This window comes from Olsenella profusa F0195, from assembly GCF_000468755.1.
GTDB lineage: Bacteria > Actinomycetota > Coriobacteriia > Coriobacteriales > Atopobiaceae > Olsenella_F > Olsenella_F profusa.
In genome coordinates, this window is sequence record NZ_AWEZ01000062.1 from 24,754 (window position 1) to 48,446 (window position 23,693).

The window sequence follows — 23,693 nt, forward strand, 5'->3', positions numbered from 1 at the left end:
CTGCCCCAGAGCCATCTCACGAGGAGGACCCATGCCAGCCAGGCTCAGGTACGAGACCGCCCGCTACGTCGCCGCCTACGGCACGCCCGAGCAGCTGCCCGAGCCCATCACCCCCGAGGTGGCCTTCGTGGGCCGTTCCAACGTGGGGAAGTCGTCCCTGCTCAACAAGCTCGTCGGCCGCAAGGCGCTGGCACACGTCTCGAGCCGGCCAGGCAAGACGGCCAACATCAACTTCTATGACGTGGATGGCGTGATGTTTGTGGACCTGCCCGGCTACGGCTTCGCCAAGGTCTCCCAGGAGGAGAGGCGGCGATGGGCCAAGCTCATCGCAGGCTACTTCGATCAGGAACGAAGCTTCAACCTCGTCGTGGCACTCATGGACATCCGCCACGACGCACAGCGGATCGACCTCGAGACCATGGACTTCCTCACGAGCAGGGAGCTGCCCTTCGTGATTGCCCTCACCAAGGCGGACAAGCTCAACAAGACGAAGCAGGAACGGCAGACCATGCTCTTGGCCAGGCAGCTTGGCGTCGCCCGCTCTCGGATGACCGTGACCTCTGCCGAGACGGGCATGGGCATCAAGGACTTGCGCCGCCACATCGAGGGGGCCTGCCTCTAGGCAGGCCCCGTAGATCGCTCATCCATAACAAGGCGGGCGACCCCATTGTCGCCCGCCTCACCTCTTCTATCCGTACCTCCTCGGGAAATTCTCTAGCCCTTCGGACTCACTCCCTCACATGAGAACTGCCAGCACCTTATCGGTTGGTGCTCCTGCTTGAACGCGAAGGCACCGGTTCTTCCGTCTGTCCCTTGGACTGCTGCGGTGCCTGTACCGCCTACGAGACCCTAACGAGTGGTCTGGCTAAAAGAGACGGGACACGCGATGCCATACGCGCAAGCCATCGAATCCGACTCTTCCCTGTCCACTGGCATCACCTCCCCTGCCGGCCGCTGACTTCGGTGCGGCTCCTTCACCTATGCCCATCATACCCGGTCATGACGTGCGTGCATGCAGCCCTCTCAACCATGTCGCGAGTGGTCGTTTTTGGGCGCGAACGGCAGGCAGTGCTGAGGGTAGAATGGTCGGATACCGGAATGGATGACGCACGAGCAAGGAAGACCATGCCACACGCAAGCCCCCAGACCCCCCAGACAAGCCTTGACCCCATCTACCAGGAAGAGCAGGGCCATCTCTCCGACGTGTACCAGAAGCTCCTGGCGCTAAGAGACGAGCTCACGAAACGCATCGAGGTCGGGCATAAGGCGGCCGCCCGGGATCTGATCAGCATGTCCGAAGAGGTCACCCAGGACTTTGGCGGCGCAGACGAGACCATGGAGACGCTCGCTGCCATCGAGACGCTCAACTCCGTGATCGATGCCTACAACCAGGCGCACGACTTCGATGTCGAACGCCTGGGCCGTGTGATGCTCCTGCTGAGCCAACCGTACTTTGCCAAGGTGCGCCTGCGCATGGCGGCCGACAGAGAGCCACGCGACATATACATCGGAGCCGTGGGCGTGACGGACGAGCACCACACGCCCCTGGTGGTGGACTGGCGCAACCCCATCGCCGAAACCTACTACAACCAGCAGATGGGCCCCTGCTCCTACATCGTCAACGGCAACGTGCGTACCGCCGAGATGCTGTTGCGTCGCCAGTTTGACATCACGAAGGACCATCTGAACGGCTACTTTGACACCACGGTCGCCATCCAGGACTCGCTGCTGCTCTCGGCGCTTCGGCATGGCCATACCGAGAAGCTCCGCGCCATCACCGCCACCATCCAACGCGAGCAGAACGCCGTGGTACGCCACGAGGACGTGCCCGTGCTGCTTGTGGGCGGCATCGCCGGCTCGGGCAAGACCTCCGTGCTCCTGCAGCGGGTCGCCTTCCTGCTGTATCAGGAGCGTGGGACGCTTGACGCCAGTCAGCTCTACCTCTTTACGCCCAACGACGTGTTCCAGCGCTACATTGACACCGTGCTCCCCTCCCTCGGCGAACGCAACCCCCAGACCTTCACCTGGCGGCAGTTCTTCGAGAGCCTGGGCCAAGCCGAACGTCCCATGGGCGAGGACACCGACCCCGTCGCCTTCACGCAGCTCGAAGGGGCCCTGCGCACCCTCGAGCTCAATGCGGACGACTTCAGCGACATCCGCGTGGATGGTCTCACGCTGGTACGGGCTGCGCAGATCAAGCGCAGCTGCGACAAGTTCCCCCGTGCGGCCATGGGCCCTCGGCGCATGGCGCTCGTGAAGGAGGAGCTGCACGAGAAGCTCGACCGCAAGCTCACGCAGATGGCCAAGGACGAGGATGTGCAGAACGAGCTCTTGGCCCTCGACCTCGACGAGCAGCTGCGCATCTTTGGCGAGATGATCGATCCCGACCCGGCAGACCAGAAGAGCGTGATCGCCTTCACGAGGCGCTATGTGGGACACAGGTATGCCGCGGCGCACGACGTCATCGAATCCAACCAATGGCTGCGCATCGACCACATCGGCCAGCGCATCCTGCACGAGGGGACGCTCACTGCCGTCGAATGGCTCTACCTCGAGCTGCTGCTGACGGGCGGAACCGCGCGTGATGCCCGCTTCGTGATGGTCGACGAGGTGCAGGACTACGCCGTCGCCCAGCTCATGCTGCTGGCACGCTACTTCGCCGGTGCGCACTTCCTGCTGCTGGGAGACGAGAACCAGGCCATCCGCGAGGGCACGGCCACGTTCGCACAGATACGCGAGATATTTGAGCGCACGCATGGCAGCGTGGACGAGCTGAGCCTGCGCACAAGCTATCGCTCGAGCCCCAAGATCACGGAGCTGTTCTCCGGCCTCTTGGACGAGTGCAAGCGCGGCCAGCCGAGCTCGGTCCAGCGCGACAGTGACGACCCCGTCATACGCTCGTGTCCGTCTGACGGCGAGGGTTACGTGAGGGAGCTGAAGGCACACATAGCTGCGGCGCAGGCACGTGTGGGCGAGGCGGCCGCCCGAGGCGAGGACTACCTCGCCGCCGTGATCGCCGCCGACAGGCCTCGCGCCAACTGGCTGCGCAAGCAGCTGGGCGAGCAGGTGCTTGCGCTGCGCAAGGGCGAGGGGCTTCCCTCCTCGGGTGTTATCCTGCTCGACCTGCATCTTGCCAAGGGTTTGGAGTTTGACGAGGTCATCGTACCGGATGCGCAGGCAGGGGCCTATCCTGACACACCCCTGGCCCGCCGCAGGCTCTACACCGCCATCAGTCGTGCTATGCACCGCGTCTGCGTTCTGTCTCAGGGCGCGATGACGCCGCTGCTGGATGGCGTCTCCCACGCGTCGGCTGACAACCGGTAGCCACTCCGTGCCGGAGCCCCGGTCGAGCGCGCTCCCCGACCTGCTCTGTCCCCATGGCCCCGCCCAAGCGCGGCGCTCGCGCCCGACGCGAGCGCCGCATGCGCTTTGGGTATAAGGCACGCTGCCACGCGCAGGCCGCTCTGGCTGTCCCCACACGCCCACTGCCATCAAGGGAGTGCACACCATGGCCCATATGGACTACGACAGCGGCAAGGACCGCCTCGCCGCCTTCTTTGACGCGGTGCTCGCCATCGTCATGACCATCCTCGTGCTGGAGCTGCAGATTCCCAGCCCCATCTCCCTGCAGGGCTTCTGGGGCATCCGCGACGGCCTGCTCACCTACTTTCTCACCTTCTTCTGGCTGGGAGCGCTGTGGGCCGCTCATCATGCGGAATGGCGCTTCGTGCGCGACATCGACCACGGCGTCGTATGGTCGATGCTCGTGCTCCTCTTCTTCACATCGCTGTTCCCCTATGCGGCACGCCTGGTCTCCCTCGACTTCTGGTCGCGCTCCGCCCAGGGGTTCTACGGCATCGTCACCATCTGCACCACGGCCGCCAACATGGCCTCGTATACCTCTATCGTCAGGGCGGACCCAGATAACAACACCCTCAAGCACTATGTGCACTACAACCGCCAGATGATGCCCATCGACCTCGTCGTCAAGGTCATCGGGCTGGTGGTGACCATGGTCGCCTGGCCGCCCGCCATGATGGTCTCCACGCTCGTTGCCGCAGCGTTGGTGCTTTTCTCCCAGGTGCACCATCGCAGAAGCTCACGGCTGCGCTAGGGGCACAGGGCCCGTGCCTCCCAAACGTGGGACAGGGTCTCTGCACCAACCATAGCGAGTGCCTCAGACACAGGGCCTTGGCTCGTCCCAAGCCCCTGTGTCTGAGGCCAAGGCAGCTCCCAGAATCTCCTGGGAAAGGAATCGCATAGCGACCTCTCGACAGTCAGCGTACGAGATTCTGTTCCAGCCATGCCTCCGCATGGCCACGCATGGCAGTGCGGACCTACGTTGGCGGCACCCGTCGCCGACAGTCGCCCATCTCCCATGCACGGCGCCACCGCTCTGGTATATGTTGGGAGCAGGAGCAATTCTATCGGCCTGAGCACGGAGCGCATGCCGTTGGGTCACAGGCGGCCGTTGCGTTCTTGGGCCCATCGAGGAGGCACCCATGCCATCACAGAGCCCCAAGAAGGTTGCGCAGCGGACGAGCGCCAAGAAGAGGCCTACGAAGAAGCCTGTGAGGGAGAAGTCTCCCCAGGGCAAGCCCACGAGCCCCACATTCGCCGCAGCGGAGAAGGCAGGGGCGCCCACCGCAGCAGCGGACGAGCGACCCGTCTCCCCTGCCACGGGAAGACCCCAGAAGAGCGAGACGGAGCCCGCCGCCGCCATGCCACCCACAGAGTCTGCCGCACCCCTTCCCGAGCCACGGCGCAGCATTACCTTCATTGGCTCCGAATGCTGGCCCTTCGTGAAGACCGGCGGCCTCGGGGATGTGATGTATGCCCTGCCCAAGGCTCTCATCAAGCAAAACTGCGACGTGAAGGTCATCCTCCCCAAGTACGGCTGCATCCCACAGGAGCACAAGGACAGGATGGTCTATCGCGGTTCCTTCGACATGGACCTCTGCTCGGACGGGCGCAGGTTCTATGTGGGCATCATGGAGTACGTCTGGGACGGTGTGGTCTATGACTTCCTTGACAACGAGGAGTTCTTCTCCTGGGGCGATCCCTACACCAACCTCGTCGACGACATTCCCAAGTTCTGCTACTTCGGCAAGGCGGCGCTCGCGGCCCTGCTCTACATGGACTGGATTCCCGACGTCATCCACTGCCATGACTGGCAGGCGTCACTCGTTCCCATCTACCTGTGTACGCTCTTTGCCGGCACACGGCTCGCAGGCGCCAAGTCCATCCTCACGATTCACAACCTGCGCTTCCAGGGCAAGTACAACATCCCCACCCTCAAGTACTGGACGGGCCTGCCGGATTCCGCCTTCACCATGGGTGCCCTCCAGGAGCGGTGGACCGAGGCCAACATGCTCAAGGGCGGCATCGCGTACGCCGACACGGTCACCACGGTGAGCGGTACCTACGCCGGAGAGATCCAGACGCCCGAGTATGGCGAGGGGCTCGACGAGCACCTGCGCTTCCACTCGTACAAGCTGCGGGGCATCGTCAACGGCATCGACTGCGGCGTCTGGGATCCCGCGCGGGACGAGAGGATCGATGCGCCGTACGATGCCTCCAGCGTGATCGAACGCAAGAAGGAGAACAAGCGCGCGCTGCAGGAGGAGCTCGGCCTCGAGCAGGACGACGACAAGATGGTCATCGGCCTCATCTCACGCCTCACGAGCCAGAAGGGCCTCGACCTCGTCAACGCCATCGTGCCACAGCTCGTTGACGGCAACACGCAGCTCGTGTTCCTCGGAACGGGCGAGAGGCAGTACGAGGACTCGTTCCACTACTACGAGGGAGCCTACCGCGGCACCATATGCTCCAGCATCATGTACGACGAGACCAGATCGCATAGGGTCTATGCTGGCAGTGATGCGCTGCTGGTGCCGTCGCGCTTTGAGCCCTGCGGCCTCACGCAGCTCATCGCCATGCACTATGGAACCATCCCCATCGTACGGGAGACGGGCGGCCTCAAGGACACCGTCGAGCCCTATAACAGGTTCAGCAACAGGGGCAATGGCTTCACGTTCGACCGCTATGACGCCGGCCTGCTGCTCGACACCATAAACCGAGCCAAGACGCTGTACTTCACCAATCGCTGGCGCTGGGATGAGATGGTCCGGCGTGACATGGCCAAGGACGTCTCGTGGGAGAGCTCTGCCGCGCAATACCGCGCACTCTACCTGGAGCTCACGCAGTAGACGGCATCCCGTGGCCGCACAAAGGCCCCGCATCGCATGCTCGCGATGCGGGGCTGTCGTTTCTGGTGGCGGGGAAGGGAATCGAACCCCTGACACGGGGATTTTCAGCGCTTTCGTCCACCATCCCAGGATTTGCCATCCTAGCTGCCCAAAGCCAAGCCGCGAACCAGGATGCCAGATCAGCCGGTAGAGTACTTGGGCACATTTCCTACACTCAGCTCATATCACATCCATTCCATGCATAACTCTCCCTGTCTTCCCCAGTCCTGCGCGCGTCACGCACCCAGCGTGACGCGCGCCTTGTGCCTATGATGCATGTGAGTGGATGTTCCATGCATGCCTTGGGAGGGAGCGAGGGAATGGGGGCCATGAGGGACTACTCGTCCGGCACCGTACGCAAGATGAGGGGCAGGTGGCAGTGCGTCCTGCGCTACCGGGAGGGCGGCGAGTGGAGGACGGTGACGAGCATGACGGACGTCCCCTGCCCTGCGGGGGACGAGGGGAGGCGCGCGGCCGAGGAGAGGCTGAGGCGGTGGCGCGACTCCCTCATAGTCGAGGAGACGGCCCGCGTGGTCGCGGCCCGCTACGAGGCGAAGCTCTCCTCCCTCGCGAGCGGCCAGCCGACGGGTGGCGCCCTCTCGGAGCCCTTCGCCGACTACGCCGTGGCGTACGTCGAGGCGGACCACGTGAGCCGGAGGACGGGGAGGCCGATCGAGGAGTCCACCAGGGCCCAGTACCTGGGACTCGTCAGGAACTGCATGGTTCCCGCCCTCGCGGAGGGCGTGACGGTCGCCGGCGTGACCCCCGGGATGGTGGAGGGCGCCCTCGTCTCCCTCCAGAGCCGCGGGCTGTCGGCCTCGACGGTGAGGAAGGCCTTCAACCTCATGTCCTCCGTCTTCGCCCACGCCTGCTCCTGCGACGGGCTGGCGAGGAACCCCTGCGAGGGCCTCCGTGCGCCCAGCCCCGGCAGGCCACGCCTGAACTCGCTGGCGGTCGCGGACGCCGACCGCCTCGCACGGGAGCTCTCGGAGATGGCCCCGACGAGGGGCGTCGCGGCAGCGCGGATCGTCCTGGCCTGCGGCCTCAGGGAGGGCGAGCTCGCCGGCCTGCAGCTCGGCGACATAGACCGGGAGAGGACGGGGTGCCTGCACGTCGAGAGGGCGATCGGCTCGTCCAAGGGGCGCGGCAGGACCTACGTCAAGCCGCCGAAGTCCTCCGCGGGGACGCGGCAGATCCCCCTCAACGGCGAGCTGCGCTCGGCCATCCATGACGCGACCGCGACGCTCACGGCGGCCTGCGAGCGCGAGGGCGTCCCGCTCTCCGACGGGCTCTACCTCCTCGGGCACGTCGACGGCACGTGGACGTCCCCCACGAGCCTCGGCAGGGAGTGGGCCGCCGTCTCGCGCTCGCTCGGGCTCGTCGGCCTCGCCGGCAAGGGCGTGACGCTCCACGACCTGCGGCACACCTTCGCCACCTGCGCGCTCGCGCGTGGGGCCAGAGTCAAGGACGTGCAGGCGATCCTCGGGCACAGCTCCGCCCAGATGACGCTCGACGTCTACGCCTCCTCCGACCCGGCGGAGCGGGCCAGGACGATGGGGGAGATCAGCCGGCTGTAGGGGCGGGCCCGCCCTCCCTGAGGCCGCAGGCCAGGACGATCCGCGCTGCCGCGACGCCCCTCGTCGGGGCCATCTCCGAGAGCTCCCGGGGTCGCAGTGGCCACGTCCCATGCCCACGGTGGACCCCGGATGTCACCACCCGCCCGTCGCGATCATGCCCCGTGGGGCCCGATGCTAGCCTTCGGATGAAATCGCAGGATGTGCGGGGTGAAACCTCTCCAAGGTCGCGAAGTCCTGCGCGGTCGCGAGGAGCGTGTCCCTCCGCTCCTCGCTGCATGCGTCCCAGCAGTCAAGGAGTTCTGCTCGCTTGGGATCTGTGACTACATGAGGGGAATGGTCACGACCCACCAGTTCATCGAGGGTACAGTCAAATTCGTCCGCAAAGTCACATGCCCGCTCAAGAGAGAAGACATGCTTGCCCTGTTCGTAGTCGGTATACGTGGGCAGCGGTATGTTCATATGCTCCGCGAATGCCCTTGCTGATTTATAGCCGGCCTTTTTCCTCAACTCTTGCAGCCTTGTCTTCACACGGGATCCAATCGAAAGAATTTAGGCTTTGCTCATGAAAAAAATTATGGGCTGCCCCTCATGCGTTGACAATAATGACTAAAGCATTAATATTGTTGTTGACATTAATGCTTTAGTCATTAAAACCACTACGTCAGGAATCTAGAAATCAAAGAGCCTTAGGTTACGCAACTCCTTCCCCCAGGGAATTACGTTGTGCATCCCCCCGTTCTGCCATGACGGCATCCCTTGCGGTCACAAGAAGCGCAGCCTTTCGTCGCTCTCCCATGGCGTTCCAGCATCGGTTGAGTTCCGCTTGGTATGGATCCTCGTAGATCTTCTTAGTATTGTGGCCGGCTATTTCATCAATCGAACAGCCAAGTACCTCTGCGCATTCATAGGCTTGTGCCAAGCTGATCGAATGTGCCCCTCTTTCCCAAGCCCCATATGTGCGCCAGTCGACGTTTAGCTTCTCTGCCATGACCCGCTGCGTGAGGCCTCTTTCCTTCCTGATCCTTTTCAGCTGCAGGCTCATGTTCTCTCCTCGTCATGGAATCCTGTAATGAAAGTTATCAGAGGAGAGTTTTTTGGTCTTGAAATACTCTTTTAAAGAGTTTAATATGTGTAAAACTACTTATAGGAGTTTTTAGGAGCAACTAATGTCATGGAATCAAGGCCTATTCTCTCGGCGTTTGAAACTACTGCGCATCAGTAAGGGGTTAAGCCAGGCGCGCCTCGCCGGTCTCGCTGGGGTGTCCCAGTCGACACTGAATAAATGGGAATTAGGTCTGTCGATCCCCTCCTTGGACAGAGCATTCGAAGTTGCCGAATCCCTTGGGTGCTCTCTTGCTCTTTTGTGCGGAGAGGGCTCTCTTGATGAGGCGTTTGCCTCCATGGCAAGTGGAGTAGGTGGCCATCATGCAGACGACTAGGGAACCGATGAGCTGGGTCGTGACCATCGCCGCCGAGGCCCAGCCCGTCCGCAGGACCGGCAGGGAGAGGTGCAGGCCCAGGGCCTGCTACAGCGTGGACCTCTCCGACCTCCTGGCGCGGGCGCATGGGGGTGACGAGCGATGACCGCCCGCGAGCAGGCCGTGGGGCGCGTGCGTAAGCTCCTCGAGCTAGGCAGGGGAAACTCCAGCGCCCAGGAGGCCACGGCGGCGGTCCTGGCCGCCCAGCGGCTCATCGTGCGGTATGGCATTGGTGATGACGAGCTGAGGGACACGAATGACGACGTGCGCATCGTGCAGATGCGCACCCGACCGCTCAGCGACTTCAGGACGTGGAGGTGGCCCCTCGCCGTCCTGGTCGCGAGGTCGTTCAGATGCAGGTTCTGGCAGGACGAGGCCCGCAGGGGCGCCCGACGCCTCCCCGCCTTCGTCTTCTATGGCTACGAGCTCGACGCCCAGGCCGCCATGCTGGCGTACGATCGCCTCTACGCGACGGGCAACAGGCTCGCGAGGAGGCGCGTGCGCGCCCTGGCGGCCCGTGCGTCGACCACAGGGGCCTACAACTCCTACATCACGGGCTTCCTCAGGGGTGTCACGGACGAGCTAGAGAGGCAGTCGAGGGAGCTCATGGTCGTGGTTCCCAGGTCCGTGTCGGACAGGTACGAGGCCGAAGTGGAGCCCTGCCTCCGTGACGCCAGGGTGCGAGGCCTCTCGTGCGACATGAGGATGGAGGGGCTCATCCGGCGGGGGATCGAGGACGGTCGCGATGCCGTGAGATCACGACGCCTGGGCAGCCGTCCGGCCCTGGACGGGCACGGGGAGGGGTGACGGCCATGGGCGCCTCACCCCCCGTACCTCTCGGCGAGGGCGATCAGCTCGTCCACGGTGCACCCCATCGCATGCGCTATGGCATGGACCTTCTTGACCTGGGGGTCGTCTATCTTGGAGTTCATGAGCATCGACATGTAGCCATCGGAGAGGCCGGTCGCCCGGCACAGCTCCGCCTGGGTGACCCCAGCCTCCCTCGCCTTGTCCCTGATGGCGCGACCTATGTCCATGCCATGTCCTCTCTTCGCCGTGCGGGTGCCCATGGTGGGTCACCTCCCATTCTAGGGCATTCCATGGACGAAGAAAGTCCGTCCAATCCTCAATGAATTGAGGTATCATCGTGACAGAAGCTAAGCCAGTTTAGGATTGTGCGCACCGGGGTGGTTCCCATGAAGGAGATAGAGACGCTCGAGGGATACGTGGCTGCCCGCTGTGCCGAGCGGGGCACGAAGAGGAAGGACCTTGCGGCGCTCCTGGGCATCAGCTCGACCTGGACCCTGAGGAGGAAGCTGAGGGGCGAAAGCCCCCTCTACCTCAAGGAGAGCAAGAGGCTTGCCGACTACCTCGGGATCACCGTGGAGGAGCTCATCGACTCCTTCCTCGATTCAGCCCCAGACGACGGCACCGTTGGCGAGGGTGGCGGATATGACACATGACATCCCGACCATGACCACTGGCGACCTCCTCGGCCTCCCACCCCTCATCAGGCCGGCGACCGCGGCGCGCATCGCCGCCGTGTCCGAGGAGACCATCGTCCGGCTCTGCAGGCGCGGGGCCATCAGGGCCGGCAAGGTGGGCGGCCGCTGGCGCGTCAACACCGCCGCGTTCCTCGCCTACGTCGGCGTGGTCGCCGACGCGGCGGGCGGGCCCATGGCGGAGGGGGCGCCCGAGGCGGGCGGCCCGCTCCCGGGCCGCTACTCGGTGGACCTCTCCGACCTGCTGGGAGGTGAGGGACTGCATGGATGACGGATGCACCGCCGTCGAGGACGGCCTCTCGGTCGTCGTGCACGAGTGGATGTGGTCCGGGGACGGCCTCGCGCTGGCGCCGGGGCCCGAGCTCATGGTCTACGCCCTCGTCTACCAGGTGACGGCCCACGGCCTCGGCGGCCTCTACGCCTCGAACTCGGCCCTGGCGGCGTCCCTCGGCCTGAGGCGCGAGACCGTGAACCGCGCCCTCAGGCGCCTGGGTGACGAGGGGCTGGTCTACGTCTGCGGCAGGGCCCAGGGGTCTCACGGCGGGATCCCCGTCAAGGTGTGGGCGACCTGCCAGCCCCCGGTCGACCGCGCCGTGAGGGGGCTCCGCCCTAGGGCCGCCGCCCAGCTCGGCGGAGCGCCGGAGGGGGTTTTCGACAGCGGCGGGCGTCCCGGCGCGGCGGAGGGGGGAGTTTTCGACAGCGGCGGCGCCCCCAATGTGACCGGGAGTCACATTGGGCCCTCCCAATGTGATCGAGAGTCACATTCCCAATGTGACCGAGATGCCAATGTGACCGAGGGTCACATTGGGAAACACCCCGCCACAACAGGCGAAACGGCACTTTTCGACAACGCCTCTCCTAGTCCTAGTCCTAGCGTTAGAAACAACAAGGACAAGGACGGGGACGCCCCACGGCCACTCACAGGCGAGGAGGGCCGTGCCTTCGCGCTCCTCTGGTCCATGAACCGGCGGAAGCCGAAGCCGGGCTTCGAGGCCTCGGACCGCGGCGAGGCGCTCGACGCCTGGCGCGAGGCGCTCGGGCGGCGGCTCACGCCGGACGTGCTCCTCGCGGCCTACCGCTCCTACTCCGGATGGCTCGACGACCTGAGGGCCCGGACGGGACGGTTCCCCGTCAAGTCCCTCGCGTCCTGGCTCCACGAGGGGGCGGACAACAAGTTCGTCGCCGCCGCCTGCGACGACGCCGCGGACCGGAGGGCACGGGAGGCCGTCGAGGTCAGGCGCCACGGCCGCCCCGTCGTGACGCTCGGGCGGACCGCCGAGGGCGACTGGGTCTGGTCGGCCCCCGGCCACGCCGTCTCCTACGTGGCCCAGGGCGGCGGCAGGGGCATGACGAGGGAGCAGGCGATGGAGTCCGTCCGCAGGGAGGCGGGCACGGGCGTCATCTTCGAGGACGAGGAAGTGGAGGAGTAGGACATGGCGACAGACGCGGGAGAGGAAAGCGTCGACCGGGCCACCCGCCTCATGGGTGAGCTGTTGAGGCTGCGCAGGGAGTACGACACGAGGCGCCAGGCGGGAGCCCGCGCCGGACGGGAGGAGGGGGCCCATGCCGGGGCCAGGCCCGTGGCCCAAGGCGGGACGGGCACCCGTCCCGCCACGGAACGCCAGGTCGCGTTCATAGACAGGCTGGTCGGACGCGGCGAGATAGACCCGGAGGAGGTCGCCTCCCTCGGCAGCAATCCGACCGTGGCCCAGGCGAACGCCCTGTTGAACGCCCATCGGGAGGCAGCGGGATACCTCGACCTGCACCGCGCGGGTGCCACGTCGAGGGCGGCGATCCGCTACGACGTGGGCGACCCCGCCGACGCGGCCTGGATATCGGAGCAGATGCGCATGCGGGGCGTCGACTGCGTCGTCGGCGAGGGGACCTCGGAGGTCCTCTACATGGACGCGGACGGCCGCGGCACCGACGCCCTGCGGGAGATGGCCGACGGCCTGCGACACGAGCTCGATGCCATGGACGGCACCCATGACGGCCCCGTCGAGAGCGGGGTGGAGGACCAGGGGCGCGGCACGGAGGGACCCACCCCCGAAGGCGGCGGGGGGCGCGACTACACGTTCGAGGAGGTCGCCAGCGAGTGCGAGCGGGAGTCGGCGCGCATGGCCGCCTCCATGGAGCATGACATGGCACGCGCGGTGCCCACGGCGCTGCCCACCGAGAGGTCCCGATAGATGGGCGGGAAGCGACACTCCAGGATCGTCGCGGCCGCGGCCGCCTCCTCCCTCGCACTCGCCTACCTCGGCGACCGATGGGGCGAGCTGGTGGAGGCCCTGGGAGGGCCGTCATCGGCCCTCGTGGCGACCCTCCGGCTCCCGTCCGCCATCCTCGCGCTCCCCCTCCACGTCTCGGACGCGCCGATCGCCCTGCTCGCAGGCATAGTGGGGTTCTCCCTGCCCTGGGTCGTGGCGTCCCTCGGCCTCGACGAGAGGGCGCAGACCCTCTCCGGCAGGGAGTATGGCAGCGCGCGCCGCGGCAGGCTGTCGGACGGGCGCGGGTTCGCGGACACGCGTGACCCCCGCAACAACACGATCCTGACCAGGCACCTCGGCATCGCCACCTCGGAGTCGCCCGGCGTCAGGCGGGCCCTCCCCAACCGCAACGTCCTCGTCATCGGGGGGCCTGGCTCGGGAAAGACGGCGAGGTTCGTGGAGCCGAACGTCCTGCAGCTCGGGGACCAGGACATCGTCGTCACCGACACGAAGGGGATGACGCTGCGCCGCTGCGGCCAGGCGCTCGCCGAGGCCGGCTGCGACATACGGGTCTTCAACACCGTCGACCAGGGCATGAGCGACCAGTTCAACCCCTTCGCGATGATCCGCGGCCACGCGGACATCCCGAAGGTGGCGAGGGCCATCATCGACAACACGAACGGCGGGAGGAGGAGCAGGGAGCCCATCTGGGACAATGGCGAGGAGCTCCTGCTCGAGACGGCCCTGACGCTCCTCTACGACTGGTTCCCGCCGGAGAACCTGACCATGGCGAACGTCATCCACGTCATAGACATGATCGAGATCGACGACGAGGGCCACCGTGGGCCCTGCCCGCTCGAGGTGCTCCTGGGGCAGATCGAGACCGGCCGCGCGCCCGCCGAGGAGCCTCCCGCGCTCGCGGGAGGCGCCCCACGCCCGCGCCAGGGCGACCTGGTCCCATCGAGGCTCGTGCGCCGCGATGGGGTGCGTGCGGCAGGATGGGTTGACGCCGGTGGCAGGGCGCGCGTGGGGCTCACCACGTCCGAGGACAGGACTCTGGAGCTCTGGCACGAGTTCAACAGCGGCGCCGCACGTACGCTCAGGAGCTTCCTCATCTCCATCCACACGAGGCTCGCGCAGATCAACCAGGAGGGCGTGCTGGGCATCCTCGCCTCCGAGAACGGACGCGACGACATGGACTTCGAGCACCTCGGGTGTGGCGAGCGCCGCCGGGTGACCTTCATCATCACGAGCGACTACGACACCAGCCTGAACGCGCTCCTAGCGCTCGTCACCTGGCAGGCCGCCAGCCTCCCTGTGCGCCATGCGGACGCCACCACGGGCAGCCTGCCCCGTCCCGTCCACCTCGTCTTCGACGAGTTCAGGAACATAGGCAGGCTGCCGAACTTCCCGGGCATGATCTCGACGGTGCGCAGCCGCAACATCTCGATCTCGGTGATCCTGCAGGACCTCTCGCAGCTCGTCGAGGTCTATGGGGAGCATGACTCCGACGCCATCCGGGCATGCTGCACGACCCTCCTCTACCTCTCGGGATCCACCTCCCTCGCGACCGCCAAGCCCCTCTCCGAGGAGTTCGGCACGCGGACCATCACCAAGCTGAGCTCCAACACCACGCCGGGAACCCTGCTCCCCACCACCTCTCGCGGGAGGGACGTCATCGGCCGCGCGGTCTACACCCCCGACGAGATCATGGGGCTCGCCCGCGACCGCGCCCTCGTGAGGTTCGCGGGCGAGCCCGTGATAGAGGATGCCAAGTCCGCCGTGTGGGAGCACCCGCTCTACGACGATCGCTACATGTTCCGGCCCGGCCGCGCACCGAAGGGGGCCCGTTACTTCGACTACGTGGCATGGCGCGCCGCCGGGCGCCCCACCGGGGCGGCCGCTGCGAGATGGGCCGACGCCTACTGGTCCTCGCGCGAATACGAGGGAGGAGGAGCGATGACGTAGGGAGACGGCCCGAGGGCAATCGGTTTTCAGACATGGCAACTATGAGATAGGAACATGACATGCTTAATGAGGTCTTGGCCAGGGTAGCGGGAGGCGTCGGGTTCCTCGGGGGAGCCGGCATCGTCTTCGGAGTGGTGCAGCTCGGTCTCGCGGGCTCGGACGGGCCCGGGGGCGCCCGGCTCCATCAGGCCATCGCGGCGATCGTCGGCGGCGCCATCATCGCCGGCGCGGCGATCTACTTCAAGAGCCTCGACACGAGCTGGGCGGGCTAGGGCGATGCTCTCCTCCCCCGTACACAAGGACCTGACCAAGTACAGGCCCAAGATTGTCGCGGGACTGTCCTCGCGCACGCTCTCGTGCGTGGCGCTTGCGGTGGGCGTCGCCGTGGGCCTCGGGTGCTACTTCTGGTTCGTCCTCGGCATCCCCTACGACAACGTCTCCTTCCTCGTCTACGCGGCCTCCATGCCCTTCTGGGGGCTCGCCTTCTGGCGCCCCTCGGGCATGACCCCCGAGGAGTGGCTGCCCCTCTGGTGGCGCCAGGGCAGGCCCACGAACCGCCTTTCCTACGACAACGCGGAGCGGTACCGCTCCTGGGGGCTCCTCGGCGGCCACGAGGACGCCGCCGAGGACGAGTCCCCGTGGCGGCACGGCTACCTGCGATTCGCGCGCCACCAGCGGGGCATCGAGCTCTGGGAACCAAGCCAAGGCCATCGAGGAGAGGAACATGGATAGGGACACGACCACGCCGGCCGGGGGGCCGACGCCACTCTCGGACGAGCTCCGCAAGAGGGCAGGGGAGATGCTCGCCACGAACGCCTCGCGGCTGCGCCTGAGCCTCAGGGAGCGCCGTGCCGCGCTGCGCGAGCTCAGAAGGGCCAGACGCGACGCGCAGGAGGCCATCAGGGCCTCCAAGAGGGAGAGCGCGAAGGCCTCGGCCGATGCCGCGCGGCGCTACAAGAGCGTCGCACAGCAGCTCAGGGACCGCGACAAGGCCCTCTCGGACCGGACCCGGCGACAGAGGGCGGCACGTGCGCGTGCCAGGGACGTGTACGGGGCGATCGGGTTCGACCGGATGTTCAGGGACGGGATCTGCGAGGTCGAGGAGGGCCTCTACTCGGAGACCATGCGCTTCACCGACGTGAGCTACCAGTCCGCGCGCGAGGACTCGCAGACGGGCACCTGGAAGTCGATGTGCAGCCTGCTGGACTGGTTCGGCGCCTCGAACCTCGTCCAGTACACCATCACCAACACGCCCCTCCCCCCCGAGGAGATCGGCAGGAGGAGGTTCTTCGATCCCGACAGCTGTGGTGACAACGCGGGGCTCGCGATCCAGTACAACCGCATCCTCAACGACAAGCTGCGCGAGGGGTGCTCCAACCTGAGGCGCGGCCTCTACGTGACGTACTCGGTGGAGGCGCCGGATCCCGACCACGCCGTCCGCGAGCTCGCGGCCGCCCGAAGCCACGTCAGGCAGGAGCTCGCCTCCGTGCGCTCCATGCCGTCGGTGCTCGACGGGCGCGCGCGCCTCGAGCTCATCTCGAGCCTCACCCGCCCGGGCAAGCCCTTCGACTTCGACTACGACCGCGACCTCTCGATCCACTCGCCGCTCACAGCCAAGGACTGGGTCTGCCCCCAGACGCTCGACTTCCACCCGGCGGGGCCGGACGCCACGTGCTTCAGGTCCGACGACATGTGGTGCCAGGTCCTGGTGATGAGGGAGTCCTTCTCGTCGGAGCTCACGGACCGCTGCATATCGGACCTCCTCGACCTCGCCATCCCCATGGCGGTGAGCTGGAACCTGCAGCCGATAGACTCCACGAAGGCCGTGCAGATGGTCAAGCAGCAGGCGGCATGGGTGCAGAAGGAGACCATCGACCATCAGCAGCGCGCCCTCAGGAGCGGATACGACTACACCCTCATCCCCCCTGAGCTCAAGGAGATGACCTCGGAGAACGACAAGCTGCTGCACTACCTCCTCCATGGCCAGCAGCACCTCTACCTGATGTCGGGCGTGGTGTACACCTACGCCCCCACGCGGGACCAGCTCAACGAGCAGGTGGTGAACATCATCGGGACGGCGCAGGCGGCAGGCATACCGCTCTCGACGTTCGACCTCAGGCAGCGCGAGGGCCTCAACACGGTCCTCCCGCTCGGGCACAACCACGTGAACGTCTACCGCGACCTCATAACCGCCGAGGCGGCCATCATGATGCCGTTCACCACCCAGGAGCTCGACCAGCAGGGCGGCGGATACTACGGGCAGAACCGCATCTCGAACAACCTCGTGGTCTGCAACCGGAAGGCCCTCATGAGCCCCCACGGCTTCATCTGCGGCATGTCGGGGTCAGGCAAGTCCTTCGCCGTCAAGCGCGAGATAGAGAACACGATCCTCTCCGAGCCACGCTCGGAGATCAACATCAACGACGTCACCGGGGAGTACGAGTACCTCACCGCGGCGAACCATGGCCAGGAGCTCAGGCTCGGCCCCGACGCCAGGATCTTCATCAACCCCTTCGACATGTCGGACGCCGAGGGCCTCTCCTGGCCGGCCGCCCTCGCAGGGAAGGTGGACGCCATCTCGGCCATGACGAGCGCAATCATGGCCGAGGGGGGAGAGGCGCTGTCGATGAAGCAGCGCACCGTCATCTCCAGGTCCGTGGACGCCGCCTACCGCCAGGCGCACGAGCGATCAGGGCCGGATGCGGCACCCACGCTCGAGGACTTCTGCCGGATGCTCGAGGAGACGCCGGGGGACATGGGGCGCTCCGAGGCGCTGGAGCTGCGCGTCGTATACGACCGCTTCGTCTCGGGGCCGATGAGCTTCCTGAACCACCAGAGCAACATCGACTACACGAACCGCATCATCTCATGGGACACCAGGGACGTTCCCGCCGACATGCGCGTCTTCGTCATGCTCGCCACCCTCGAGGCCCAACGCAACCGCATGTTCTACAACTACTCCCGCGGAGTCCCCACCTACATATACATCGACGAGGTCCAGTCGCTCTTCGAGCACCCGGCCATCATCACCTACCTCGCCCGCCTGTGGCGCGAGAGTCGCAAGTTCGGCGGCATCATGACCGGCATGACGCAGGACGCCACCGCCATAGCGAACCACAAGGAGGCGAGCGCCATCCTCAACCAGAGCGGCTTCTTCCTCCTACTGAGGCAGCCGGACGCGGATAGGGCGTTCTGGGCCGAGTCCCGCGGTCTCTCGGACCGCGAGGTCGAGGCGATAGACGACACCTGCCGTCCCGGTCAGGGGCTGCTCATCGCCGACGCCGCGCGCGTCCCCATCACGGATGACTTCCCCACCGGCAACGACCTCTATGACATGTTCGACACGAGCCCGGAGGAGTACGCCCGCAGGCTCGCCGGGCTGAGGCAGGCAGGCCGTGCAAGATAGCCTCCCCATACGACACACACGAAGCCTCAGGGCCGACGACCTCATCCGCACCTCCTCCGAGTCCAAGAGCCTCGCCCAGAGCATCATAAACACCGCCGCCATGCGTGGGAAGCTCCTCGAGGAGGCCCTCTCGCCAGCCCTGTCGGAGGAACGTGATGAGGCGGGCGACGACGCGGCGAGGACCGCCGGGAAGGCGATTGCGTCCCCTGCGAGGAGGTGGGCGCGCGCCGGGCGCACTGCGACCCGTAGCCCATCCACCCACGGGATTCCGTCCCCCCTCCCAACCGCGGCACCGCCCGGGACGATAGCGGCGGAAGGGGGTGACGGGCCCGCGGGACGCGTGCTCAGGGGCCGGAGGAGACCCCTCGCGGGCGGCGCGGGGGCGCCCGTGCCGTCGCGATCGCATGGTGCCGGTGGGCTCAAGGCCGTCCAGGACGTGCGGAACAGGAGGATCGCAGGTGACGTCGCGCGGGCTGGGGCATCCGCCACGGCCAAGGAGGCGGGAGGCGTGGTGGGCAGGGCGGCGGTCGGCGAGAAGGCCAAGCTTCTCCTCGCGACCGCCTCCTCGACGCTGTTGGAGGCCGTCGCGCCCATCCTGCTCCCCGTCATTGGCCTTCTGATCGTCGTGGCCGTCCTGGCGTCCGCCGTCGGGGGCGCGTCCTCCTCCCCCACCTCGGCGGGTGTGGGCTCGCTCACCGGCGTCGAGGCCGAGGTGGCCAGGTCCCTACAGGGATACGGGTTCTCCAACCAGGCCATCGCGGCCGTGCTCGGCAACCTCAGGGCCGAGAGCGGCATGGACCCGGCCTCCGACGTGGTCATGGACGGACAGTTCAACTATGCCTACGAGCGTGCGTGCGGACTGTTCCAGTACACGTCCACCAGCCCAGGCACCGGCGAGTACTGGGCGTTCAGGAACTGGGCCGCCGCGAACGGAAAGGTCTGGTCGGACGTCGCGACGCAGATGGAGTGGACGTTCTCCCGTAGTGGCGGCGGCTACTATGGCGCTCGCTGGGGAACCGCCCTCGCAGCTTCTGGCTACTACAGCAACTGCCCGGGCTATGCCGGAAGCGGCTACGACACGGCCGACGAGTTCAGGACCGATGGTGACGTGACGAGGGCCACCTACTCCTGGATGGCCTGCTACGAGAGGCCCGCCAACGGGCAGTTCGCGCACCTCGACCGGCGCATAGAGTACGCGCGTGAGTACCTCTCCCTGCTCAACGCAAGGGCGGGAGGCACCGCGGGCGGGCAGACATCCCCCCGCCAGCAGGCCATCCTCTCGGCCTGCGGCAGCACGCCAAGCCCCGGCGCGGGATGGTGCGCCGCGTGGGTGTCGGCCGTCTACAGGAACGCGGGGATCGGCACGTGGTCGGGAAACGCCTGCGACATGTACGAACGGTGGTGCACGAGCTCAGACCCCGCGGATCTCAGGCCCGGCATGATTATCGCCGTGTCGAGTCACAGCCACACCGCCGCGGGGCGGGCCTACGGGCACGTCGGCATATACATAGGCAACGGCCAGGTCATGCAGAACGTCGGGGCCATAACCACCCAGAGCCTGGACAGCTGGATCGCCTACTACGGAACGACGGTCACCCCGCGCTGGGGATGGCTCGGTGGCACCGACCTCTCCCAGTAGGCAGAAGGGAACGAAGATGAAGGAAATCATACGCGTGCTCAAGGGGCACAGAAGGCTTGCGCTGTGGACGGCCGCTGTCATGCTCGCAATCGTCGCGGGGTCGGTGGCCCGATGCCGCGCCATCCACCCGTCCTCGGCCAGCAGTGGGGAAGCAGGCGCAGCCGCCGAGCCGGACGCCATGGACAGCCAGCAGCAGAGCGACGAGGACGAGGCGGACGCCAGGCTCCCCGAGGCGGCGCTCGCCCTCAGGGCGAGCTACCCGGATGGCACGAGACAGCTCGTGTCACTCCTCACCGCCCATGAGTGGACGGCGCTCTCCGAGACGCTCACGCTCTCCTTCTCCGAGCGCTGCATGCGCGAGACCAGGGAGGGCACGACCACCCTCACCGCCTACGTAATCACGGCAACCTCGACGAAGACGACGAGGGAGACCACAGAGACGGGAGAGGTCGTCGAGAGCAAGGTCACGACCTTCTCGATCGAGACGCCGGATGGGTCCTATATCGGCACCCTCACGCAGCCGCAGTTCGACGGTGGCACGGCGACGCTCAGCTGTGACGCCTTCACCAACGCGAAGACGTATGACATGGCGGAGCCAAGCGGGAGGATCTCGGTAGGCGTGCCGGATGACTCCTGGTGCGACTCCGTGGGCTGCAAGAAGGAGGACATCGTCGAGGCAATCAACGACTACGCGTCGGCGCACTACCCCACCGCGACGAGCGCCACGTGGCTCTGCACGGCCTACTTCGACTACAGCACGGATGACGGGATGGGAAGCGTCCAGCTCGTATATGCGCTCGACAACCAGGCAAGTACCCATCTCACGGTGACCATCAACCTCTCTGACAAGACCGTGTCCGTAAGTGAAGGAGGCAACTGATGAGCAGGTCCGTGCCGCGCATGGCGGAAGCCGCGAGGAGACTCCGCCTGACGCGTTTCCTGATCGCCTTCGCGGGGTTGGCACTCGTGCTTGCCGTTGCCGCACCCACTCCCGCCCTCGCCGCCGACCTCCTAAGCGATCCGGCGGGGTGGTTCGCCGAGCTCCTCTTCGGCGGGTGGGCCAGGGGCCTCCTCAACGCGACCGTCGACACTTGCAACAGCATCTCCGGCTCGGGACTCGTCCTCACGCACTTCGCGGACCTCTTCGGGACGAACTCTGCCATCTATCAGCTCATGATGTCAGTCAACAACTCCGTCATCAAGCCGATCGCAGGATCCGTCCTTGCCCTCGTCATGCTCACCCAGCTCGTGAAGATAAGCGAGCGCGTGGACGGATCGGCCACGATGCCCACGGTGAGGGAGGTGCTGTCCCTGGCCGTCTTCTTCACGATCTTCTCGTGGCTCATCACGAACTCGGCGGACATCCTCATCGCCGTCTTTGACACGGCCGGCAGCATCATCGAAAAGATGGGCAGCCTCACGGGCACCGTCGACTTCACCAGCGGAGCCGACGGGCTCACGCTGACCTCCGGCTCCGCCGTGCCGGTCCTGCTCGTCTGCCTGCTGTGCTTCGTCCTCTCACTCGTCGCGTTCCTCGTCGCACAGTTCATGACGTACGCAAGGGCGCTCCAGCTCTACATATACACGATGCTGTCGCCCATACCCCTCGCCCTCCTCGGGAGCGAGTACACGCGGCAGATGGGGATCGGCTTCCTCAAGAACTACGTCTCCGTCTGCCTGGCGGGCGTGATCATCGCCTTCATCATCGCATGCTTCCCGATGCTCGCAGGCGTGTTCGTGAGCGACATCAACGTCGGGGCCGGGGACAGCCTGGTCGCCGTCCTCACCGCCCCCCTCAAGCTCGTCGTTCTTCTGCTGCTCTTCACCTTCGGCATCATCAAGAGCGGGTCATGGGCAAGGGACATCCTCGGTGGGTAGTAGCGTGGAGGAAGGAGAGGTGAGGGCATGAGGGAACGCGAGAGGGAGGACGCCCGCGCCACCATAGCGCGGTACGAGGACAGCGTGGCCCGCCCCGCAAGGCAGAGGTTCCGCCCCGCGAGTGATGAGGCCCTCCTCGCCTACAGCAGGCGATGCGCCGAGTGGCTGCGCTTCGGCCGCGAGGTCGCCTCCGCCCTGGACGGGTCGGCATCGCCGTATGACGCGGTGCTGGTGAGCGGTCACACCCCGCCGACCCTCAGGGCCGTCGGCCTCGAGGACAGGCCGATCCTGCACACCCAGTCGCACGTCAGGGCGGAGATGGCCGAGAAGGACGACCTCCTGCACCACCATGGCATACCGCTGCGCGAGTTCCTCCAGGTGCCCGAGAAGCTCGAGCGCCCATGGCTCGTCTTCGACAGTCCGCAGCGCGACCGTCGGGGGAACCTCACCCACAGGGGGATAGTCGCCATGCTCGACGTCTACGACGTGGACGGCATACCCCTCTCTGCCTACCTGCTCCCCAACGGGACGGGGCAGTATCGCTTCGAGAACGTCACGTCGAACTTCATGACGAGCGTCTATGGGCGCGACCATCTGGAGGACTACATACGGAGGGCGGCCGACCTCGGCCTCATCCTCTACGTCGATGCCAGGCAGTGGGACAGGATAGAGGGAGACCCTCGCCGTGTCCCGGGGACACGATGCCTCGGGGCGTTCGAGGGCCTCGATGGCATTGTACATCGAACCGGGTCCATAGGGGTGAGTGCGCCGCCTGCGTCAGGCCGAGTGGCCGCGCCTCGGCGGACGTACAGCTTCGGGGACATCGCGAACGAGTGCGAGGGACGCGACGGCGGCCGATGCTGAGCCCATCGCGCCGCCACCGGCTACCCCATATATGTGCTATATCCTGCAGAAGAGCCTCCACAGGACCTTGATGATCTTCACGACAATCATGGCCATCCTCCCTCGGATACTGTCGAGATTACTTCTTGCCGGCCTCGGCGAGGCCGACAGGGCTCTTTCATGAAGAATCTGTGTAGGATTCGGCAAGATCCTCCGCCGCATCCCAGGATTCCTTGATGGTGTCCATCGCAAAGGGAAGTGCACGGTATGCCTCCGCCATCGTACCGTCCCGGTTCCGGGCCCGCCATCGCGCCACGGCGGCAGCGTAGTTGGGCGACGAGACCCCCGCCGGGCTGTCTGCACACTCCCCCTGCCTCGCCGCAAGCACGCGCTCATAGGCCATGACAGGCCAGCCATAGCTCCCGGCAATCCTCTCGTCGTCCCATTCTCCTCCCCTCGTCCCCTGGCTAGAGAGGCGGATGGCCTCGTGCAGGTCTACCACCTGGGCCACGAGCGGCCTCCCGCTTGCCCCGGATCCCAGCCACACGCGGCGCTCCCTCTCGAAGTGCTCCATGTCAACGAGGCACCCGAACATCCTTCTCATCCTCCAGAAGCCATCTATGTCCAGGGAGACGATGCGGGCCACCTTCTCGGGGGGGATGACGTGCCAGACGCGACCCTCCTCGAGGGCCAGGTCGGACACCCGGCGGTCATACTCCCGCACGAGCGTCGTGGTCGTCTGCGAGTCCTCGCGCACGTCGTACCAGTAGATGTCTATGCGCAGCCCCTCGCTCTCGATGAGGTCGAGCCGGGGGACGAAGCGCGTGGCGATGTTGGCAGACCTGCCGTCCCGGAAGTCACCCCTGAAGGCATCCAGCGTCGTGGCATCGGACGTGCTGATGTCCTCACCGCTCCCATCCTCATAGCGCACGAGTATCCTCATGCCC

General features: G+C 66.1%; 24 protein-coding genes. 20 read left to right on the forward strand and 4 right to left on the reverse strand.

The genetic code is table 11. The annotated features are described in order from the left end of the window. Window positions 1-31: 31 nt before the first annotated feature. From yihA to HMPREF1316_RS09575, 5 genes are all read left to right on the forward strand, one after another. Complete coding sequence (gene yihA, locus HMPREF1316_RS09555) at window positions 32-622, forward strand: ribosome biogenesis GTP-binding protein YihA/YsxC (protein WP_021726855.1); 591 nt, start codon at window positions 32-34, stop codon at window positions 620-622. 503 nt (window positions 623-1,125) lie between these two features. Beyond that, window positions 1,126-3,324, forward strand: a complete 2,199-nt coding sequence (locus HMPREF1316_RS09560; protein WP_021726901.1) for a HelD family protein — start codon at window positions 1,126-1,128, stop codon at window positions 3,322-3,324. Between the two features lie 184 nt (window positions 3,325-3,508). Then, window positions 3,509-4,114: a TMEM175 family protein gene (locus HMPREF1316_RS09565; protein WP_021726858.1), complete on the forward strand. Its 606-nt coding sequence runs from the start codon at window positions 3,509-3,511 to the stop codon at window positions 4,112-4,114. 388 nt (window positions 4,115-4,502) lie between these two features. Further along, a complete protein-coding gene (locus HMPREF1316_RS09570) occupies window positions 4,503-6,209 on the forward strand; it encodes a glycogen synthase (RefSeq protein WP_021726776.1) in 1,707 nt (568 codons plus the stop codon). A 368-nt stretch (window positions 6,210-6,577) separates the two neighbouring features. Next, window positions 6,578-7,825, forward strand: a complete 1,248-nt coding sequence (locus HMPREF1316_RS09575) for a tyrosine-type recombinase/integrase (protein WP_021726799.1) — start codon at window positions 6,578-6,580, stop codon at window positions 7,823-7,825. A gap of 174 nt (window positions 7,826-7,999) precedes the next feature. On the opposite strand, the gene HMPREF1316_RS13825 is transcribed toward HMPREF1316_RS09575, so the two are convergent. Both HMPREF1316_RS13825 and HMPREF1316_RS09585 read right to left on the reverse strand, forming a co-directional pair. Next, the gene (locus HMPREF1316_RS13825) at window positions 8,000-8,353 is read right to left on the reverse strand and encodes a helix-turn-helix transcriptional regulator (protein WP_198009646.1); all 354 of its coding nucleotides are present in this window, start codon (window positions 8,351-8,353) and stop codon (window positions 8,000-8,002) included. Window positions 8,354-8,516: 163 nt separating this feature from the next. Next, the gene (locus HMPREF1316_RS09585; RefSeq protein WP_021726817.1) at window positions 8,517-8,867 is read right to left on the reverse strand and encodes a helix-turn-helix transcriptional regulator; all 351 of its coding nucleotides are present in this window, start codon (window positions 8,865-8,867) and stop codon (window positions 8,517-8,519) included. Window positions 8,868-8,991: 124 nt separating this feature from the next. Here HMPREF1316_RS09585 and HMPREF1316_RS15110 point away from each other — a divergent pair, with 124 nt between their 5' ends. The 3 genes from HMPREF1316_RS15110 to HMPREF1316_RS09590 are packed head-to-tail and all read left to right on the forward strand — an operon-like array spanning window position 8,992 to window position 10,110. Continuing rightward, window positions 8,992-9,264, forward strand: coding sequence for a helix-turn-helix transcriptional regulator (locus HMPREF1316_RS15110; protein ID WP_084620940.1), 273 nt, complete (start codon window positions 8,992-8,994; stop codon window positions 9,262-9,264). Further along, window positions 9,251-9,409, forward strand: coding sequence for a hypothetical protein (locus HMPREF1316_RS14120; protein ID WP_156901048.1), 159 nt, complete (start codon window positions 9,251-9,253; stop codon window positions 9,407-9,409). The genes HMPREF1316_RS15110 and HMPREF1316_RS14120 overlap by 14 nt, the downstream gene beginning before the upstream one ends. Then, on the forward strand, window positions 9,406-10,110 hold the full coding sequence (locus tag HMPREF1316_RS09590; RefSeq protein WP_021726779.1) for a DUF2786 domain-containing protein: 705 nt from the start codon (window positions 9,406-9,408) through the stop codon (window positions 10,108-10,110). Before HMPREF1316_RS14120 ends, HMPREF1316_RS09590 begins: the two co-directional genes overlap by 4 nt. A 14-nt stretch (window positions 10,111-10,124) precedes the next feature. Here the strand turns inward: HMPREF1316_RS09590 and HMPREF1316_RS09595 are convergent, their stop codons facing one another. Next, window positions 10,125-10,340, reverse strand: coding sequence for a helix-turn-helix domain-containing protein (locus tag HMPREF1316_RS09595; protein ID WP_198009648.1), 216 nt, complete (start codon window positions 10,338-10,340; stop codon window positions 10,125-10,127). A gap of 159 nt (window positions 10,341-10,499) precedes the next feature. Here HMPREF1316_RS09595 and HMPREF1316_RS09600 point away from each other — a divergent pair, with 159 nt between their 5' ends. Genes HMPREF1316_RS09600 through HMPREF1316_RS09655 form a run of 12 tightly spaced genes read left to right on the forward strand, consistent with a single transcriptional unit; the run spans window position 10,500 to window position 22,767 of the window. After that, window positions 10,500-10,766: a helix-turn-helix domain-containing protein gene (locus HMPREF1316_RS09600; RefSeq protein WP_156901049.1), complete on the forward strand. Its 267-nt coding sequence runs from the start codon at window positions 10,500-10,502 to the stop codon at window positions 10,764-10,766. After that, window positions 10,756-11,076 (forward strand): helix-turn-helix domain-containing protein, encoded by a 321-nt coding sequence (locus tag HMPREF1316_RS09605; protein WP_021726904.1) that lies wholly within the window; start codon window positions 10,756-10,758, stop codon window positions 11,074-11,076. The genes HMPREF1316_RS09600 and HMPREF1316_RS09605 overlap by 11 nt, the downstream gene beginning before the upstream one ends. After that, entirely contained in the window at window positions 11,069-12,235 is a 1,167-nt protein-coding gene (locus HMPREF1316_RS09610) for a helix-turn-helix domain-containing protein (protein WP_021726853.1), read from the forward strand. The genes HMPREF1316_RS09605 and HMPREF1316_RS09610 overlap by 8 nt, the downstream gene beginning before the upstream one ends. A 3-nt stretch (window positions 12,236-12,238) precedes the next feature. Beyond that, window positions 12,239-12,994 (forward strand): hypothetical protein, encoded by a 756-nt coding sequence (locus HMPREF1316_RS09615; RefSeq protein WP_021726895.1) that lies wholly within the window; start codon window positions 12,239-12,241, stop codon window positions 12,992-12,994. Next, window positions 12,995-14,980, forward strand: coding sequence for a VirD4-like conjugal transfer protein, CD1115 family (locus HMPREF1316_RS09620; protein ID WP_021726802.1), 1,986 nt, complete (start codon window positions 12,995-12,997; stop codon window positions 14,978-14,980). It abuts the gene before it with no gap. 59 nt (window positions 14,981-15,039) lie between these two features. Beyond that, entirely contained in the window at window positions 15,040-15,252 is a 213-nt protein-coding gene (locus tag HMPREF1316_RS09625; protein ID WP_021726917.1) for a hypothetical protein, read from the forward strand. A 4-nt stretch (window positions 15,253-15,256) separates the two neighbouring features. After that, window positions 15,257-15,712 (forward strand): PrgI family protein, encoded by a 456-nt coding sequence (locus HMPREF1316_RS13355; RefSeq protein ID WP_021726777.1) that lies wholly within the window; start codon window positions 15,257-15,259, stop codon window positions 15,710-15,712. Continuing rightward, a complete protein-coding gene (locus HMPREF1316_RS09635; protein ID WP_021726908.1) occupies window positions 15,705-18,386 on the forward strand; it encodes a VirB4-like conjugal transfer ATPase, CD1110 family in 2,682 nt (893 codons plus the stop codon). Before HMPREF1316_RS13355 ends, HMPREF1316_RS09635 begins: the two co-directional genes overlap by 8 nt. After that, window positions 18,376-20,025, forward strand: a complete 1,650-nt coding sequence (locus HMPREF1316_RS13360; RefSeq protein ID WP_051332990.1) for a phage tail tip lysozyme — start codon at window positions 18,376-18,378, stop codon at window positions 20,023-20,025. Before HMPREF1316_RS09635 ends, HMPREF1316_RS13360 begins: the two co-directional genes overlap by 11 nt. Before the next feature lie 16 nt (window positions 20,026-20,041). Beyond that, window positions 20,042-20,905: a hypothetical protein gene (locus HMPREF1316_RS09645; protein ID WP_021726850.1), complete on the forward strand. Its 864-nt coding sequence runs from the start codon at window positions 20,042-20,044 to the stop codon at window positions 20,903-20,905. Next, a complete protein-coding gene (locus tag HMPREF1316_RS09650; RefSeq protein ID WP_021726873.1) occupies window positions 20,905-21,903 on the forward strand; it encodes a type IV secretion system protein in 999 nt (332 codons plus the stop codon). The genes HMPREF1316_RS09645 and HMPREF1316_RS09650 overlap by 1 nt, the downstream gene beginning before the upstream one ends. Window positions 21,904-21,930: 27 nt before the next feature. After that, complete coding sequence (locus tag HMPREF1316_RS09655) at window positions 21,931-22,767, forward strand: MuF-C-terminal domain-containing protein (RefSeq protein WP_021726876.1); 837 nt, start codon at window positions 21,931-21,933, stop codon at window positions 22,765-22,767. Window positions 22,768-22,924: 157 nt separating this feature from the next. On the opposite strand, the gene HMPREF1316_RS09660 is transcribed toward HMPREF1316_RS09655, so the two are convergent. Continuing rightward, window positions 22,925-23,689, reverse strand: a complete 765-nt coding sequence (locus tag HMPREF1316_RS09660; protein ID WP_021726803.1) for a hypothetical protein — start codon at window positions 23,687-23,689, stop codon at window positions 22,925-22,927. Window positions 23,690-23,693: the final 4 nt, after the last annotated feature.

Bases quoted from the DNA above. Each gene is read 5' to 3' on its own strand.
- HMPREF1316_RS09660 (WP_021726803.1), bottom strand. From the start codon at position 23,689: ATGAGGATACTCGTGCGCTATGAGGATGGGAGCGGTGAGGACATCAGC.
- HMPREF1316_RS09625 (WP_021726917.1), top strand. From the start codon at position 15,040: ATGCTTAATGAGGTCTTGGCCAGGGTAGCGGGAGGCGTCGGGTTCCTC.
- yihA (WP_021726855.1), top strand. From the start codon at position 32: ATGCCAGCCAGGCTCAGGTACGAGACCGCCCGCTACGTCGCCGCCTAC.
- HMPREF1316_RS09635 (WP_021726908.1), top strand. From the start codon at position 15,705: ATGGATAGGGACACGACCACGCCGGCCGGGGGGCCGACGCCACTCTCG.
- HMPREF1316_RS09600 (WP_156901049.1), top strand. From the start codon at position 10,500: ATGAAGGAGATAGAGACGCTCGAGGGATACGTGGCTGCCCGCTGTGCC.
- HMPREF1316_RS09620 (WP_021726802.1), top strand. From the start codon at position 12,995: ATGGGCGGGAAGCGACACTCCAGGATCGTCGCGGCCGCGGCCGCCTCC.
- HMPREF1316_RS09645 (WP_021726850.1), top strand. From the start codon at position 20,042: ATGAAGGAAATCATACGCGTGCTCAAGGGGCACAGAAGGCTTGCGCTG.
- HMPREF1316_RS09560 (WP_021726901.1), top strand. From the start codon at position 1,126: ATGCCACACGCAAGCCCCCAGACCCCCCAGACAAGCCTTGACCCCATC.
- HMPREF1316_RS09575 (WP_021726799.1), top strand. From the start codon at position 6,578: ATGAGGGACTACTCGTCCGGCACCGTACGCAAGATGAGGGGCAGGTGG.
- HMPREF1316_RS09615 (WP_021726895.1), top strand. From the start codon at position 12,239: ATGGCGACAGACGCGGGAGAGGAAAGCGTCGACCGGGCCACCCGCCTC.
- HMPREF1316_RS09570 (WP_021726776.1), top strand. From the start codon at position 4,503: ATGCCATCACAGAGCCCCAAGAAGGTTGCGCAGCGGACGAGCGCCAAG.
- HMPREF1316_RS09585 (WP_021726817.1), bottom strand. From the start codon at position 8,867: ATGAGCCTGCAGCTGAAAAGGATCAGGAAGGAAAGAGGCCTCACGCAG.
- HMPREF1316_RS09650 (WP_021726873.1), top strand. From the start codon at position 20,905: ATGAGCAGGTCCGTGCCGCGCATGGCGGAAGCCGCGAGGAGACTCCGC.
- HMPREF1316_RS09605 (WP_021726904.1), top strand. From the start codon at position 10,756: ATGACACATGACATCCCGACCATGACCACTGGCGACCTCCTCGGCCTC.
- HMPREF1316_RS09610 (WP_021726853.1), top strand. From the start codon at position 11,069: ATGGATGACGGATGCACCGCCGTCGAGGACGGCCTCTCGGTCGTCGTG.
- HMPREF1316_RS09565 (WP_021726858.1), top strand. From the start codon at position 3,509: ATGGCCCATATGGACTACGACAGCGGCAAGGACCGCCTCGCCGCCTTC.
- HMPREF1316_RS09655 (WP_021726876.1), top strand. From the start codon at position 21,931: ATGAGGGAACGCGAGAGGGAGGACGCCCGCGCCACCATAGCGCGGTAC.
- HMPREF1316_RS09590 (WP_021726779.1), top strand. From the start codon at position 9,406: ATGACCGCCCGCGAGCAGGCCGTGGGGCGCGTGCGTAAGCTCCTCGAG.
- HMPREF1316_RS09595 (WP_198009648.1), bottom strand. From the start codon at position 10,340: ATGGACATAGGTCGCGCCATCAGGGACAAGGCGAGGGAGGCTGGGGTC.
- HMPREF1316_RS13355 (WP_021726777.1), top strand. From the start codon at position 15,257: ATGCTCTCCTCCCCCGTACACAAGGACCTGACCAAGTACAGGCCCAAG.
- HMPREF1316_RS15110 (WP_084620940.1), top strand. From the start codon at position 8,992: ATGTCATGGAATCAAGGCCTATTCTCTCGGCGTTTGAAACTACTGCGC.
- HMPREF1316_RS14120 (WP_156901048.1), top strand. From the start codon at position 9,251: ATGCAGACGACTAGGGAACCGATGAGCTGGGTCGTGACCATCGCCGCC.